We start from the raw sequence: 13745 nt of genomic DNA on the forward strand, positions 1-13745 counted from the left end.
AACTATTCACAAATCTTATATCAGTTTTTAACGTTTACACAAAACTTGAAACGGTCTCACTCTGGAATGTCGGAAAAGGGAGGGGTATCTTCAATATATGCCTGTGGGGGTTCGGCTTCGTAGGAAATATTTTCTTCTTCTTCCAATGCGAGTGCCATAAACCTAGCATCCTCTTCCTCCTGACGTTGGAGATAAACTTGATAAGTTGGAAGAATTTTTCGCTGTGAAAAATATGTTGGTTTACCACAGATTTCACAGTAACGTGCATTGCTTGGGTTAGCATGCTGATTCAGGTATATAATATTTCCGTTGATATCCTGATCCGCCTCACCTTCACATTTATTATATAAATTAGTTCCACAGATGCGGCAGTATTCAGCATTGCTGCCAAATTCGTCATTTCCGCATACAGGGCAGACATTTACTCTTAATGTATTTTCGTTATAATCAACACCATCTGTGTATTTCACTTCTGAATCCTCCATTCTTATTTTTATATCTAAGTGTCCGTAGAAAGTTTCTGCTCCGCATTCTTCACAATATCTTGCGAATGAACGGTTTAAATGACGTTTGTGCGTTTTACCATCCTGTCCATGCCCGGAACAATAATTGAAAAGAGGTAAACCGCATATCATACAATAACGTGAATGTTCGCCCAAATCTTGATTACCACAGCGTGGACATACATAGAAAAAGCCATTTTTATCAGCTGCAATGTCTGGTGGAAGAGGATTGTATCGTAAACTTTTCCCAATTCTTTTATTTCCACACATCACGCAGTATTTTGCGCCCATAGGAACAAGGCTTCGGCACCGGCAACATCTTTTACGATATCGGATAAAGATGTTGCAGATCAGCTGTTTCATGGGGGTTGTATAATCTCGTAGATCCCTTCTGATAAAATTGATACGAACATTTGCGGCAGATTCCGTTATATTAAAGGCGTTTTGTATGTCTATATTTTGATTCCGGCTTTTGCCTTCTTCAATGACCGTCCATGCAAGTGGAGCAGGACTTAGGAGATTTCGGGCAAAACAGTTAGCCTCCTTTTCGTATTCATCATACTGTTCCTGTGTAAGAAAAGAACGATTTAAAATTTCAGTTCCAGCTACTTGATGATGATCGAGAAAAATGTGTCCAAGTTCATGAGCAAGGGTAAAATGAATAAATGGATCAGATTTTGTCTCGTTGTATAAAATTACATATTGATTTGTTGTTCGTTTATAGCAGCAGACGCCTAATTCGCTGTCAAAATGATTAATAACTTCTTGGCGGGTCCATCCAGAAAGTTTCATGTACTCTCCATATGTAAAAAGTGAAATTTCACGGGAGAGGGCGTCAAAAATCAGATCTAAATCAACAGGTGCTTGAGGAATTTCATAATCCTCAAGCACCTCAACAGCTTTTCGTACAGCTTTGTTATAATTAGCACAATAATTTATCACTAGACATCCTTCTTGTCACCACCAGCGTCTTTGAATGCCTCACTGAATGTGAGGTTAAGAATCTGCATCATTTTGTCTAAATCTTCAGATGTCATTTTCTTTGCAGCTCTTTGAATCATTCTGATTTCTGGCTGATCATCAATTTGTTTATTTAAAGCAAGTAAATAATTATAATCGAGTTTCAAAAAATCTGCGATGGCTCTCAGGGTTTCATTGTCAGGAGTAATGTTATCATCGTGCTCAATTCGTGAAACAGTAGAATTGCTAATTTTTACACCACGGGCAAGTTCTCTTTGAGTAATGCCAAGTTCAGTTCTTCGTTGTGCGATAACTTTTCCTAATGATTCATCCATTGCGAAAGCCTCCTTCTTATCATATTTTTGTACCCTTAGTATAGCATGAATGTTCCACCCATGCAACACTTTTGTGAAGAATATAAATAAAGTGTTGATTTGATGGAACACCTGTGATATGCTTTAACTGTTCCATTGATGGAACACAAAAAATGAAAGGAGGAAAACCTGATGTTATGTGTAAATATCGACAAATTATACGAACTACAAGGAGAAATGAACGAAACACAGATGGCAAAAAAATTAGGGATCAGCCGTTCTCAATTATGGAGAATTAAGACGGGGCATTCGTCAGTAGGACAGGAATTTATAGCTAAATTCAAAAAATCCTTCCCAGAAATTAGGATTGACGATATTTTTTTTGTTTCAGATGTTCCATTAAAGGAACACAAGAGCATTGATGGAACAGTGTGAAAAAAAAGGATGAAAAACACAGATGCTGCCGGGAAAACAGATGCTGTGTAAATCACCCAGATTTCATTAACTAGTTTACCACAAGCAAAAAAGAAATTAAATAGAAAATAAAGGATATGTATGAGAAAGGAGTAACTGAAATGAGCGAAGCATTATTATTGGTAGCCGAGGGCTACGAGCAGATTGCCGCAGGAATCAGAAAGATGGTCGCAGCACAGAAAGATACACCAAAGAAAGATGAGAAGCCTGTGAAGAAGGCAGAAAAGAAGGAAACTCCTGTGGCAGATACACCGAAGGATAAAGCTGTCCCGAAGGAGAAAACAGTGGATAGAAAGACGGTCCGTGTTTTCCTTGCGGAAAAGTCCAGATCAGGAAAGACATCGGAAGTCAAGAACCTGATCGAGCAGTTCGGATTCCAGAAATTGTCAGACGTTCCTGATGAGAAACTGCCGGAACTGTATGAGAAAGCGCAGGTGCTCTAATGGGCGGACACGCTAGGTTCTCCCCATCGTCCGGTAAAAGACGTCTGGAATGCCCTCCATCATTACTGTTGGAGGAGCAGTTCCCGGATGAAGAATCTCCCTTCGCAGCAGAAGGGAGTGCCGGACATGCGATGGCAGAGTACCTCATCAATAAGTATCTGAAGAAAAGGACCAAAAGACCTGTATCTGATTATTATTCGGATGAACTGCTCGAAGCCGTGGATGATTACGTGGAATATAACATCACCCAGATCGAACAGGCAAGGAAGGACTGTGATGAACCATTCATTGGAGTGGAACTGAAGGTCAGCCTGGCACACAGGATCGAAGGATGTTTCGGTACTGCAGATATGGTGGTGGTCGATTCCCATAAGATCCATATTATCGATCTGAAGCTCGGCAAGGGTGTGGTGGTCGATGCAGAACAGAATGTCCAACTTATGATCTACGGACTGGGAGTGTTGGACATGCTCGGTTTCTTATATGAGATCGACACGGTGGAGCTTACCATTGTCCAGCCGAGGATCGAGCATTTCTCCACCTGGGAGATATCAGCCGGGGAGTTGCTTGCGTGGGGAAAGGATGTTCTTGAACCGGGGGCAGCAAAGGCTCTTGCAGGAGAGGGAGAATTTAAAGCCGGAGACCACTGCCGATTCTGTAAGGCAAGATTTACGTGCCGTGCAAGGGCAGAGGAATATTTAAAACTTGCCCAGATGGAATTTGCCGAGCCGGCCCTTATGTCGGATGAGGAAATTGCAGAAGTCCTTTCCAAGGCAGATGCGCTGAAGAAATGGGCAGAGGAGGTTTACACCTATGCTCAGAATGAAGCAGTAGTTAACCATAAAGAATGGCCGGGCTATAAGCTGGTCCTGGGAAGAAGCAACCGTAAATATACGGATGAAGAGGATGTGGCAGAGGCAGCACAGAAAGCCGGATACACGGATATCTTCAAAAAGAGCCTGATCGGCATTACCGAGATGGAAAGACTGATGGGCAAAAAGAAATTTAATGAGATCATTGGTTCACTGGTATACAAGCCTGACGGCAAGGTCACATTGGTGCCGGATTCAGATAAAAGAGAAGTAGTTAAAACAGCAACCGCAGAAGCGGATTTTAAGGAGGAATAATCTATGACAACAGCAAATTTAACAAAAGTGATCGTACCATGCAGACTTAGCTATGCACACCTGTGGGAGCCGGATTCCATCAACGGAAGCGAACCGAAGTATTCCGTATCCTGCATCATCGACAAGAATGATAAGGAGACCATTGCCAAGATCAAGAAGGCAATCGAGGTAGCAAAGGATGAAGGAAAAGGCAAGTGGGGCGGTAAGATCCCGGCGAACCTGAAGACACCGCTCAGAGACGGTGACATTGACAGACCTGAAGACGAGGCGTACCAGAACGGAATGTTCCTGAATGCCAACAGTAAACAGGCACCTCAGATCGTGGACAGACAGGTACAGCCGATCCTTGACCAGAGCGAGGTATATTCCGGCTGCTATGGAAGGGTATCCATTACATTTTACGCTTACAACAGCAACGGAAATAAGGGTGTTGCTGCCGGACTCGGAAATGTACAGAAGTTAAGGGATGGAGAGCCTCTCGGCTCCAGAGCAAATGCCAGGGATGAGTTCGAGGCAGTGGATGCAGAGGATGATTTCCTCGCATAGGAACAAAGCAGCAGATCATAGGAAGGGCGGTGGCATACACCGCCCGGATACATAAAGGAGATGCCATGAAGGAACTGATGAAAGAGTTAAATAGCATAAAAAAATATATTCCATATAATACGTTCCGCACCATCAAAGGACAGATAAAGTCCGGCAACGTGGAAGCAGCAAGAACGGGGATCAGCAGAATAAAGAAAAGAGCGGAGGGACAGAAGCATGGACACACTTGCAATTGATATTGAAACTTATTCAGATGTGTCACTGCCGGACTGCGGGGTACACAGGTATGCAGCATCGGAGCAGTTCGAGATCCTTTTGTTTGCATACAGTCTGAATGACGAACCGACACAGATCATTGACCTGGCATCCGGGGAGAAGATACCGGATGAAATCATGGAATATCTTACGGATGATTCCGTAATAAAGACTGCTTATAATGCAGCATTCGAGCGGAACTGTATCAACCGATTCTTCGGTCTTTCCTTAAAACCGGAAGGATGGAGATGCACACTTGTACAGGCATCCATGCTGTCACTTCCACTGTCACTGGAAGGCGTGGGGGAAGCACTGAACCTTGATAAGAAAAAGATGTCGGAAGGCAAAGACCTCATCCGCTATTTCTGTATGCCGTGCAAGCCTACCAAGGCAAACGGGGGCAGGACAAGGAATCTTCCGTCTGATGCACCGGAGAAGTGGGAACTGTTCAAGACATACTGCATCCGTGACGTGGATGTGGAAAAACAGATCAGGAATAAACTTGCGAAGTTCCCGATACCGGACAGGGAGCAGAAACTCTACTGCATGGACCAGAGGATCAATGACAGGGGTATCATGGTGGATCAGGAGCTGATCGGACACGCTGTGGCATGCGACCTTCTGTATAAGGAGACGGTAACGAAGAAGGCATATGAGATATCAGGACTGGAAAATCCGAACAGCGTATCGCAGCTCAAGGACTGGCTGAATGAAAAGGGCATCGAGGTGGATTCCCTTGCCAAGGCTGCCGTGGAAGAACTTGTGGAGAACACACAGGGTGATGTGGCAGAAATGATGAAGCTGAGACTTGCCATGTCAAAGACATCCGTAAAAAAGTACGAAGCAATGGAGCGTTCGGTATGTCCTGACGGGAGGGTGCATGGATTATTACAGTTTTACGGGGCCAACCGCACGGGCAGATGGGCCGGCAGACTCGTGCAGATCCATAACCTTCCGCAGAACCATATGGAAGACCTGGAACTGGCACGCTCCCTTGTAAAGGAAGGCAGATATGACCTGGTGGAGCTTTTGTATGATTCCACACCGGATGTGCTTTCTGAGCTGATCCGTACCGCATTCGTGGCAAGACCCGGATGCAGATTCATCGTCAGTGATTTTTCTGCGATCGAGGCGAGGGTCATGGGCTACCTTGCCGGAGAGGGATGGGTCATGGAGGAGTTCCGTGGTGCCGGAAAGATCTATGAACAGACGGCATCCAAGATGTTCCATATCCCAATCGAAGAGATCACAAAGGGAAGCCCGTACCGTGCAAGGGGAAAGGTGGCATCACTTGCCTGTCAGTATGGTGGTGCGGAAGGTGCACTCATCAGCATGGGAGCATTAAATTTTGTGGAAGAAGAGGAACTGAAAGGGCTGGTGCAGTCATGGCGGACTGCCAATCCGCACATCGTGAATTACTGGTACGAGATCGACGGCGCAGTAAAGGCTGCCGTGAAAGAGCGGAAGATGACAAAGGTCGGAATGGTTACGGTATATTACCAGTCCGGGATGTTAAAGATCGCACTGCCGTCCGGAAGGGTTCTGTCCTATGTAAGACCAAGGATGACCGTGAACCGCTTCGGCTCGGAAAGTGTCAGCTATGAAGGAATCGGCACGAACCGCAAGTGGACAAGGATCGAATCTTACGGTGCAAAATTCTGTGAGAACATCGTTCAGGCAACCGCCAGGGATGTACTGGCAGAGGCAATGCTCCGTCTGGAAAAGAAGGGGTTTGATATCGTGTGCCACATCCATGATGAAGTGGTGCTTGAAGTGCCGGAGGGGTCATCCTCGGTGGAAGAAGTCAATGAAATCATGGCGGTATGCCCTGACTGGTGTGAGGGGCTTCCACTTAAGGCTGCCGGATTTGAAAGTCCGTTTTACAAGAAAGATTAGGAGGAACTTATGGGAGGATGCAACAGGGAAGGGTATCCGGATCCGACCGCAGGTATTGCAATCGGACGGGTCATGAAACAGGAAAAACGTAAAAAGAAGGAGGTAAAGAAGGATGTTCGTATCGATCGGAAACTCAAGAATGGACAAAAAGTTTAACTGCACGGATATGACATATGAAGATTTTGTCAGCCGTCTGTCCAAGACAAAATATACTGCGGAAACAATGGAACAGTACAGGAAGATGCCGAAAGGGCAGCAGGACAATATCAAGGATGTAGGAGGGTTCGTGCTTGGAAAGCTGAAGGGCGGACGCAGGAAGAAGGACTGCGTGATTTCCAGATCCGCTATCACGCTTGATATGGATTACGGAACACAGGGCATTATTGATGAACTGGAAATGTTCTTTGACATGAAGATGGTGGTGTATTCCACACATAAGCATACGCCGGAGAAACCTAGGCTTCGTATCATCATATTCCTGACAAGGAATGTCACACCTGATGAGTACGGGGCAGTCAGCCGTATGCTTGCATCGGATATCGGTATCGAGCTTTTTGATGATTCCACCTATGAACCATCAAGACTCATGTACTGGCCGAGCACTTCCAGTGACGGTGAGTATGTGTTTCAGGAAATCGAAGGGAACGAAGTTGATCCAGATGAAGTGCTGTCACGTTATAAGGACTGGCATGATGTATCAGCGTGGCCGGTGAGCAACCGTCAGGCATCCGTTGTGCAGAGGGATATCAAAAAACAGGCTGACCCGCTTTCCAAGGACGGACTGATTGGGGCCTTCAACCGCACATACACGGTGACACAGGCAATCGACAAATTCATCCCGGATGTGTACAGGCATTCAAGGGCGATCCTCGGAAGATACGATTATATCCCGGCGGACTCGGCTGCCGGAGTCGTGGTATATGATGACCTGTTCGTATACAGCCACCATGCAACAGACCCGTGCTGCGGAAAGCTGATGAATGCGTTTGATGTGGTAAGGCTTCATAAATTCGGTGATAAGGATGCAAGGGCAGCCGAAGGGACAGAACCGGGAAAACTCCCGTCCTTTAAAGCCATGCAGGATTTTGTATCTGCAGATGAAGAAGTAAAGAACACGCTTGCAAAAGAAAGACAGGAGCTAGCAGTACAGGAATTTTCCGCAGAGCCGGATGAGGACTGGCAGAATAAACTGGCACTCGACCGCAGGGGAAACATCAAAGATACACTGCAGAACATTGTACTGATCATCCGCAACGATGAGAATTTCAAACACATCGTGTATAACGAGTTCAAGGATACCATTGATGTCATCGGTCCGCTTCCGTGGAAACAGGTAAAGCCTGGATGGAATGACTCCGACCTTGCCAATGCAAAGGTGTATTTCGAGAGGGTGTACGGGATCTGGTCACCGACCAAGTTTAAGGATGCACTGCTTGCCGTGGTGTCATCCGACAGGCTTTATCATCCGATCAAGGATTATTTTGCAACACTTCACTGGGACGGACAGGAGCGTATCGATACACTGCTCATCGACTATTTTGGTGCAAAAGATTCACCGTATACAAGGGCAGTCATCCGCAAGACACTGGTGGCTGCGGTAGCACGTATCTATAAGCCGGGAGTAAAGTTCGATTCCATACTCGTATTGAACGGTCCGCAGGGAATGGGAAAATCCACCTTCTTTGCCATCCTTGGAAAGCAGTGGTTCTCGGATTCCTTATCCATTTCGGATATGAGGGATAAGACTGCTGCCGAGAAGCTGCTCGGAAACTGGATACTTGAGATCAGTGAGATGAACGGTATCCGCAAGACGGAAGTCGAGGTAGTAAAGTCCTTTGTTACCCGTCAGGATGATAAATTCCGTCAGGCATATGGAGTCAATGTAGAGTCCCACCCAAGAAAATGCATCATTGTGGGAAGCACCAACTCTGAAGGCGGATTCTTACGTGACGTGACAGGAAACAGAAGATTCTGGCCCGTGCATGTGCCGGGGACAGGAAAACACCATCCGTGGGAGCTTGACTGTGTCGACCAGATCTGGGCAGAGGCAATCCATCTGTATAACGAAGGCGAGGTGCTGTTCTTAAAAGGTGCGGAGGCAGAGGAAGCATATAAGATGCAGCAGGAGGCAATGGAGTCGGATGACCGTGAGGGCATCGTGCAGGACTATCTTGACAGACTGCTGCCGGACAACTGGGCATCGATGGATATTTACCAGAGAAGGGCATTCCTTGGCGGAGGAGAGTTCGAGACGGTAGGTGTCAAAGGAACGGTCATGCGTGAGCGTGTGTGCATCATGGAGATCTGGGTGGAGTGCTTCGGCAAAGAGCGCCAGAACTTAAAGAAGGCAGATTCCTATGAGATTGAAGGCATCTTAAACAAGATCGGGGGATGGAAGAAGTATGATTCCAATACCACGGGCAAGACCAAAGTCCCCCTTTACGGAGTGCAGAAGACTTTTGTGCGGATGGATGAGAAACCAGAGGAAACCCGTTAGGCGGTTTCCGAGGTTTCCCAGATGCAGATGGGCAACGGTAGTCGGAAACCGTGCTGACACCTTGGAAAATAAGGGGTTGCGGTTCTTAGTTTCCCAGTTTCCCATTAAATCCAGTTGAGAATTAAAAATAAAGATAAAAAGAGTAATTCATGTATATATGCGCGTATAGGAGTTAAAGGCATATGGCAACCGCAATCGGCAAAGGAGGTATCTGGTTTTGCTAGAAAGTACAGTAGAGAGACATTTGAGGGAAGAAGCTAAAAAGCGGAAAGGCATGGCGTTAAAGTTCGTATCGCCCAGTATGAATGGAGTGCCTGACCGCATCGTCCTGATGCCGGACGGGAAAATGGCATTTGTGGAACTGAAAGCACCGGGGAAGAAGCCGAGACCGCTTCAGCTGAAGAGAAAGAGGATGCTTGAGAGGTTAGGATTTCCCGTTTATGTAGTTGATAATATCGAACAGATCGGAGGTATCCTTGATGAAATACAAAGCACATGATTATCAGCAATATGCAACAGATTTTATAATCGAACATCCCGTGAGCTGCCTGATCCTTGACATGGGACTTGGGAAAACGGTCATCACGCTCACGGCACTGTGGCTTCTGCTGTTTGATTATTTTGAAGTAAGGCGGGTGTTGGTGATTGCACCAAAACGTGTGGCTGAGACCACATGGCCGGCAGAGATAAAAAAGTGGGAGCATCTTTACGGTATGACATCTGCAGTGGCAATGGGAACTGCAGCACAGAGAAAAGAAGCACTTCTGTCAGGAGCAGATGTGACCATCATCGGAAGGGACAATGTTTCGTGGATGACAAAAAATATGTTTTTTGATTTTGACATGGTCATCATCGATGAGCTGTCGAGCTTCAAGTCCCCAAAGGCACAGAGGTTCAAAGACCTGAAAAAAGTAAGGCCGATGGCAAAGCGGGTGGTCGGACTTACCGGAACACCGGGAAATCTTATGGACCTGTGGGCGGAGATAGGGATTCTTGATATGGGGCAGAGGCTTGGGAGATTCATCGGTGGATACCGTGACAGGTTCTTTGTTCCGGATAAGCGTAACCGTGAGATCATCTTTTCCTACAAGCCGAGGGAAGGCGCTGAAGAAAAAATATATGAGCTGATCTCTGATATCAGCATTTCCATGAAGGCTGTTGATTATCTTGATATGCCGGAGCGTGTAAGCAACCGTGTATCCGTTACCATGTCAGAATCAGAACAGGCTCTTTATGACAGGATGGCAGATGAGATGATCCTTGAATACGGAGAAGGACAGGACATCGATGCGGTAAACGCAGCAGCACTTTCCAACAAGCTCCAGCAGATGGCAAACGGTGCTGTCTATGATGAATCCGGTAATGTCAGAAATATCCATGACAGAAAACTGGATGCTCTGGAAGACCTGATCGAATCGGCAAACGGGAAACCGCTTCTGGTTGCATACTGGTTCAAGCATGACAGGGAGAGGATATTAAAGAGATTTCCGGCAAGGGATATCAATACAAAGAAAGACATTGATGACTGGAATTCCGGAAAGATCCCTATTGCACTGATCCATCCGGCATCGGCAGGACACGGACTGAATCTTCAGGAGGGCGGATCGACAATCGTATGGTTTTCCCTTACATGGTCCCTTGAACTGTATCAGCAGCTTAATGCCAGACTTTACAGACAGGGGCAGAAACACACGGTTGTCATAGAGCATCTGGTAACGGATGGGACGGTCGATGAGGATATCCTTCATGCAATCGAGAGGAAGGACAATACACAGAATGCAATGATAGAAGCGGTAAAGGCAAGGATTGGAGGTATGGCGGATGACGGCAGAAGTAATGATGAAGGAATATAAGAACATGAAAAAGGAACTGACCGTGACTGGGTTCCAGCTCCGTCAGTTTCAGGGAGTGAGCGAACAGGACATGATCGATTCCATGCTCTATTCCCATCCGGAAGGGGAAAGGGTGCAGACCAGCACTCTTTCCGATAAGACGGCAAACATAGCAATCAAGTACAGGACAGCAATCGAAAGGGAGAATGACGAGTGGTATGAATTCCTTTTCCACAGATATATGTTCCTGAAGGAAGAACTAGATTTTTTCGAGCATGCAGTGAACGGACTGGATGAAAGACATAGAAGCATTATCACGGATCTTCTGGATGAGGACATGACATGGGACATCATGATGGACAGATACCATGTGAGCCATACGATGATAGCAAAGTACAGAAAAGCAGCATTGAAGGAACTTGATAAACAGTATGAACTGAGGGACAGACAGGTGGAAGCCTTTGTCCTCGGATAGGAGGTTTTTATGTGTAAGCGTGGAGATATTTATTATGTGGATTTTGGAGAAAAAGATGGAAGCAAGCAAGGCGGTGTCCGTCCGGCACTGGTGGTAAGCAACAATAAGGCAAATAAGCATTCCCCTGTTGTTACGGTCGTTCCGCTTTCTGCAAGGGTGTGGAAGAAAAAGTATCTTCCGACCCATGTGCAGATTCCCAAAGGCAGCGGTCTGAATAAGCCGAGCATGGCTCTGGCGGAACAGGTGGAAGCACTTGATAAGACAAGGCTTGGTGACAGAATCGGGGAAGTGCTGGATGACATGGTCATGGAACAGATCACCGTGGCACTTCAGATACAGATAGGTGCATATGCAGAGTACAATTAAGGCAGTCAGACGGCTGTCTTTTTTGTTTGCACTATGGTAAAATCTTAATATGCTTTTAATGTGTGAAATTGGGAAGGTGTGATATTTTATGTCCTATGAAGAAGATTATAGAGAACCTTATCGTGCAAAATGCGTTTGTGGTCGGGGTTACTTACAATTTTACAGGATACATCTGTCAAATGACTGGGGACAGGAAAAAGAGAATGACACGGCTGTTGAGATTTTCTGTGAAAGTTGTAAGAAAAAATATCATTATGAGAGAAATCACGGAAGCGATTATTTAGTCCCAGATGGATTATCATTTCCAAATCAGATCCCTGAATTGAATAGAAAATATTCTTATAACGATAAGGAACAGCTTGTAAAAAAATATGGACGGGAAAGAATAGAGGCTATGGTAGCAGATATGACTGCACCAAAGCATCGTTTTATAAAAAATCTGGAAAATGACGATGCAATTAAATTTGCAAATCGCTGGGCGCAGTGGTATAGAAAAAAATCACTGTCACCTATGATTTCATATTTACAAAATATTCTGGATCAATATAGTGATTTAGAGAGCAGCATTGAGTGTAAAAAACCATACAATGAAAAGTATCATCAGGAAATGAATGCTTTTTCAAAGATGGAAATGGAAACAGAGAAGAAGAGTTATAGGCTGTCATTCCAATATGATAAAAAACAGGATGAAGCCGATAAAGAGAGAAGAAGACGGGAGCAGGAACGCTACGAAGAAGAACATCAATATGATGATTTTGAGGCAGTTGTTCATTATGATCCGTCATATAAAAGAAATTTTTCCAATCAATACTGGGACAGTTATTTTATAAAAGAGTGTACAGATATGCAGCATCTGTCTTTAGATAAGCCGGAATATGGAAAACCAGTAGTAACAATTGCAAAAGAATATGCCTGCGTGTGCCAGATTTGTGGAAAGGAAGAGAAGATACTTTCATCCAGCATGAAGATATCATATGATGAGGAACGAGGGTATTATCTGGAAAAAAGCTGTAGCTGTCACGGTGTTTCATCTTTTGAAGCAAAAACAATGGATATATTAGATCAACTGGGAATTACTTATATCCGGGAAAAATCCTTTGATGGCTTGGTTGGAGATTCCGGAAAGAATCTTCGGTTTGATTTCATATTGTCAAAATCAGTAGACGAAACTGGGAAAGCAATATTTGATCTGGCAATAGAATTACAGGGACCACACCATTATAAAAAAGGATATTATGATGAGTTCGGTACATACGTAACAGACGATTGTTCGGACAATAAAAGTATAAATGACAGGTTTGAGCGTCAGCTAAAATACGATGATAAAAAGAAGAAATATTGTCAGCAGCATGGAATCAGCTTAGAGTGCATTAAATATACGGCATCTAATGATATTGATCGTTTAGAAAAGATGCTTAGAAATATTTTGAAACAGCACGGATATCGGTATTTCGTTGAGAACGAGAAGCATGGTGAACAGATGGTGTACTAGAGGTGCACTAAAGGTGTACTGACTTTTTATTTTACAGGTGCTATGATTAAGATGGCAAAAATCGAAGGGAGCAGAAATGCTCCTTTTCTTTATGCCCGGAGGCGGTGTCTTTCCAATCCTTTCACACCGCCCGTGTACATAGAAGGGAGGAATGGCAGATGCCGATGAAACCAAAGAAACCGTGCAGACATCCCGGATGTCCGAAGCTGACAGACGGTCTGTACTGTGAGGAGCATGAAGCACTGCACCGTGGTGACAGGGCGAGCAGCAGTAAGCGTGGTTACAATAGGCGGTGGCAGAAGGCAAGGGCGAGGTACTTAAAAGCACATCCTTTGTGCGTGCAGTGCATGAAGGAAGGCAGGGCAGTGACCGCAACCGTTGTCGACCATGTGAAGCCACACCGTGGTGATCCCGTTCTGTTCTGGGACGAGAAGAACTGGCAGAGCTTATGCAAACCTTGTCATGATAAAAAGACATGGAACGAGGATAACAATCCTGAGTATCGGTTCTGATGGCAGACCGTGGGGGTATCAAAATCTCTACGGAGTGAACCGCTGAAGACCGA

The 13745-nt window shown here is 45.3% G+C and carries 15 protein-coding genes; 13 read left to right on the forward strand and 2 right to left on the reverse strand.

Going from position 1 to position 13745, the window contains the following annotated elements:
• Positions 1-56: 56 nt before the first annotated feature.
• Positions 57-1445 carry an ImmA/IrrE family metallo-endopeptidase gene (locus tag DW819_RS10240; protein ID WP_118733198.1) on the reverse strand — a complete coding sequence of 463 codons (1389 nt, stop codon included), beginning with the start codon at positions 1443-1445 and terminating at the stop codon, positions 57-59.
• The gene (locus tag DW819_RS10245) at positions 1445-1798 is read right to left on the reverse strand and encodes a helix-turn-helix transcriptional regulator (protein WP_118733199.1); all 354 of its coding nucleotides are present in this window, start codon (positions 1796-1798) and stop codon (positions 1445-1447) included. The genes DW819_RS10240 and DW819_RS10245 overlap by 1 nt, the downstream gene beginning before the upstream one ends.
• Before the next feature lie 171 nt (positions 1799-1969).
• Between DW819_RS10245 and DW819_RS10250 the strand changes: the two genes are divergently transcribed.
• The 13 genes from DW819_RS10250 (at position 1970) to DW819_RS10305 (ending at position 13692) form a co-directional block, all read left to right on the forward strand.
• Positions 1970-2212: a helix-turn-helix transcriptional regulator gene (locus DW819_RS10250; RefSeq protein WP_118733200.1), complete on the forward strand. Its 243-nt coding sequence runs from the start codon at positions 1970-1972 to the stop codon at positions 2210-2212.
• Between the two features lie 140 nt (positions 2213-2352).
• Positions 2353-2694 carry a hypothetical protein gene (locus DW819_RS10255; RefSeq protein WP_118733201.1) on the forward strand — a complete coding sequence of 114 codons (342 nt, stop codon included), beginning with the start codon at positions 2353-2355 and terminating at the stop codon, positions 2692-2694.
• Complete coding sequence (locus DW819_RS10260) at positions 2694-3821, forward strand: DUF2800 domain-containing protein (protein WP_118733202.1); 1128 nt, start codon at positions 2694-2696, stop codon at positions 3819-3821. The genes DW819_RS10255 and DW819_RS10260 overlap by 1 nt, the downstream gene beginning before the upstream one ends.
• Before the next feature lie 3 nt (positions 3822-3824).
• Entirely contained in the window at positions 3825-4367 is a 543-nt protein-coding gene (locus DW819_RS10265) for a DUF2815 family protein (protein ID WP_118733203.1), read from the forward strand.
• A 216-nt stretch (positions 4368-4583) separates the two neighbouring features.
• Complete coding sequence (locus DW819_RS10270) at positions 4584-6518, forward strand: DNA polymerase (RefSeq protein WP_055272577.1); 1935 nt, start codon at positions 4584-4586, stop codon at positions 6516-6518.
• A 9-nt stretch (positions 6519-6527) separates the two neighbouring features.
• Complete coding sequence (locus tag DW819_RS15705) at positions 6528-6674, forward strand: hypothetical protein (protein ID WP_021943365.1); 147 nt, start codon at positions 6528-6530, stop codon at positions 6672-6674.
• Positions 6631-9015 carry a virulence-associated E family protein gene (locus tag DW819_RS10275; protein ID WP_207665307.1) on the forward strand — a complete coding sequence of 795 codons (2385 nt, stop codon included), beginning with the start codon at positions 6631-6633 and terminating at the stop codon, positions 9013-9015. Before DW819_RS15705 ends, DW819_RS10275 begins: the two co-directional genes overlap by 44 nt.
• Positions 9016-9232: 217 nt before the next feature.
• Positions 9233-9514, forward strand: a complete 282-nt coding sequence (locus DW819_RS10280) for a VRR-NUC domain-containing protein (RefSeq protein WP_055180048.1) — start codon at positions 9233-9235, stop codon at positions 9512-9514.
• Complete coding sequence (locus tag DW819_RS10285) at positions 9495-10868, forward strand: DEAD/DEAH box helicase (RefSeq protein WP_118733205.1); 1374 nt, start codon at positions 9495-9497, stop codon at positions 10866-10868. The genes DW819_RS10280 and DW819_RS10285 overlap by 20 nt, the downstream gene beginning before the upstream one ends.
• Positions 10837-11322 carry a hypothetical protein gene (locus tag DW819_RS10290; RefSeq protein ID WP_243025788.1) on the forward strand — a complete coding sequence of 162 codons (486 nt, stop codon included), beginning with the start codon at positions 10837-10839 and terminating at the stop codon, positions 11320-11322. The genes DW819_RS10285 and DW819_RS10290 overlap by 32 nt, the downstream gene beginning before the upstream one ends.
• A gap of 9 nt (positions 11323-11331) precedes the next feature.
• The gene (locus DW819_RS10295) at positions 11332-11688 is read left to right on the forward strand and encodes a type II toxin-antitoxin system PemK/MazF family toxin (protein ID WP_118733206.1); all 357 of its coding nucleotides are present in this window, start codon (positions 11332-11334) and stop codon (positions 11686-11688) included.
• Positions 11689-11776: 88 nt separating this feature from the next.
• A complete protein-coding gene (locus DW819_RS10300; protein ID WP_118733207.1) occupies positions 11777-13180 on the forward strand; it encodes a hypothetical protein in 1404 nt (467 codons plus the stop codon).
• Positions 13181-13338: 158 nt separating this feature from the next.
• Positions 13339-13692 (forward strand): HNH endonuclease signature motif containing protein, encoded by a 354-nt coding sequence (locus DW819_RS10305; protein ID WP_055180055.1) that lies wholly within the window; start codon positions 13339-13341, stop codon positions 13690-13692.
• Positions 13693-13745: the final 53 nt, after the last annotated feature.

Origin of the sequence: Clostridium sp. AM33-3 (genome assembly GCF_003480315.1) — a bacterium.
GTDB lineage: Bacteria > Bacillota > Clostridia > Lachnospirales > Lachnospiraceae > Brotaphodocola.

Bases quoted from the DNA above. Each gene is read 5' to 3' on its own strand.
- DW819_RS10245 (WP_118733199.1), bottom strand. From the start codon at position 1,798: ATGGATGAATCATTAGGAAAAGTTATCGCACAACGAAGAACTGAACTT.
- DW819_RS10250 (WP_118733200.1), top strand. From the start codon at position 1,970: ATGTTATGTGTAAATATCGACAAATTATACGAACTACAAGGAGAAATG.
- DW819_RS10255 (WP_118733201.1), top strand. From the start codon at position 2,353: ATGAGCGAAGCATTATTATTGGTAGCCGAGGGCTACGAGCAGATTGCC.
- DW819_RS10260 (WP_118733202.1), top strand. From the start codon at position 2,694: ATGGGCGGACACGCTAGGTTCTCCCCATCGTCCGGTAAAAGACGTCTG.
- DW819_RS10265 (WP_118733203.1), top strand. From the start codon at position 3,825: ATGACAACAGCAAATTTAACAAAAGTGATCGTACCATGCAGACTTAGC.
- DW819_RS10270 (WP_055272577.1), top strand. From the start codon at position 4,584: ATGGACACACTTGCAATTGATATTGAAACTTATTCAGATGTGTCACTG.
- DW819_RS15705 (WP_021943365.1), top strand. From the start codon at position 6,528: ATGGGAGGATGCAACAGGGAAGGGTATCCGGATCCGACCGCAGGTATT.
- DW819_RS10275 (WP_207665307.1), top strand. From the start codon at position 6,631: ATGTTCGTATCGATCGGAAACTCAAGAATGGACAAAAAGTTTAACTGC.
- DW819_RS10285 (WP_118733205.1), top strand. From the start codon at position 9,495: ATGAAATACAAAGCACATGATTATCAGCAATATGCAACAGATTTTATA.
- DW819_RS10290 (WP_243025788.1), top strand. From the start codon at position 10,837: ATGACGGCAGAAGTAATGATGAAGGAATATAAGAACATGAAAAAGGAA.
- DW819_RS10295 (WP_118733206.1), top strand. From the start codon at position 11,332: ATGTGTAAGCGTGGAGATATTTATTATGTGGATTTTGGAGAAAAAGAT.
- DW819_RS10300 (WP_118733207.1), top strand. From the start codon at position 11,777: ATGTCCTATGAAGAAGATTATAGAGAACCTTATCGTGCAAAATGCGTT.
- DW819_RS10305 (WP_055180055.1), top strand. From the start codon at position 13,339: ATGCCGATGAAACCAAAGAAACCGTGCAGACATCCCGGATGTCCGAAG.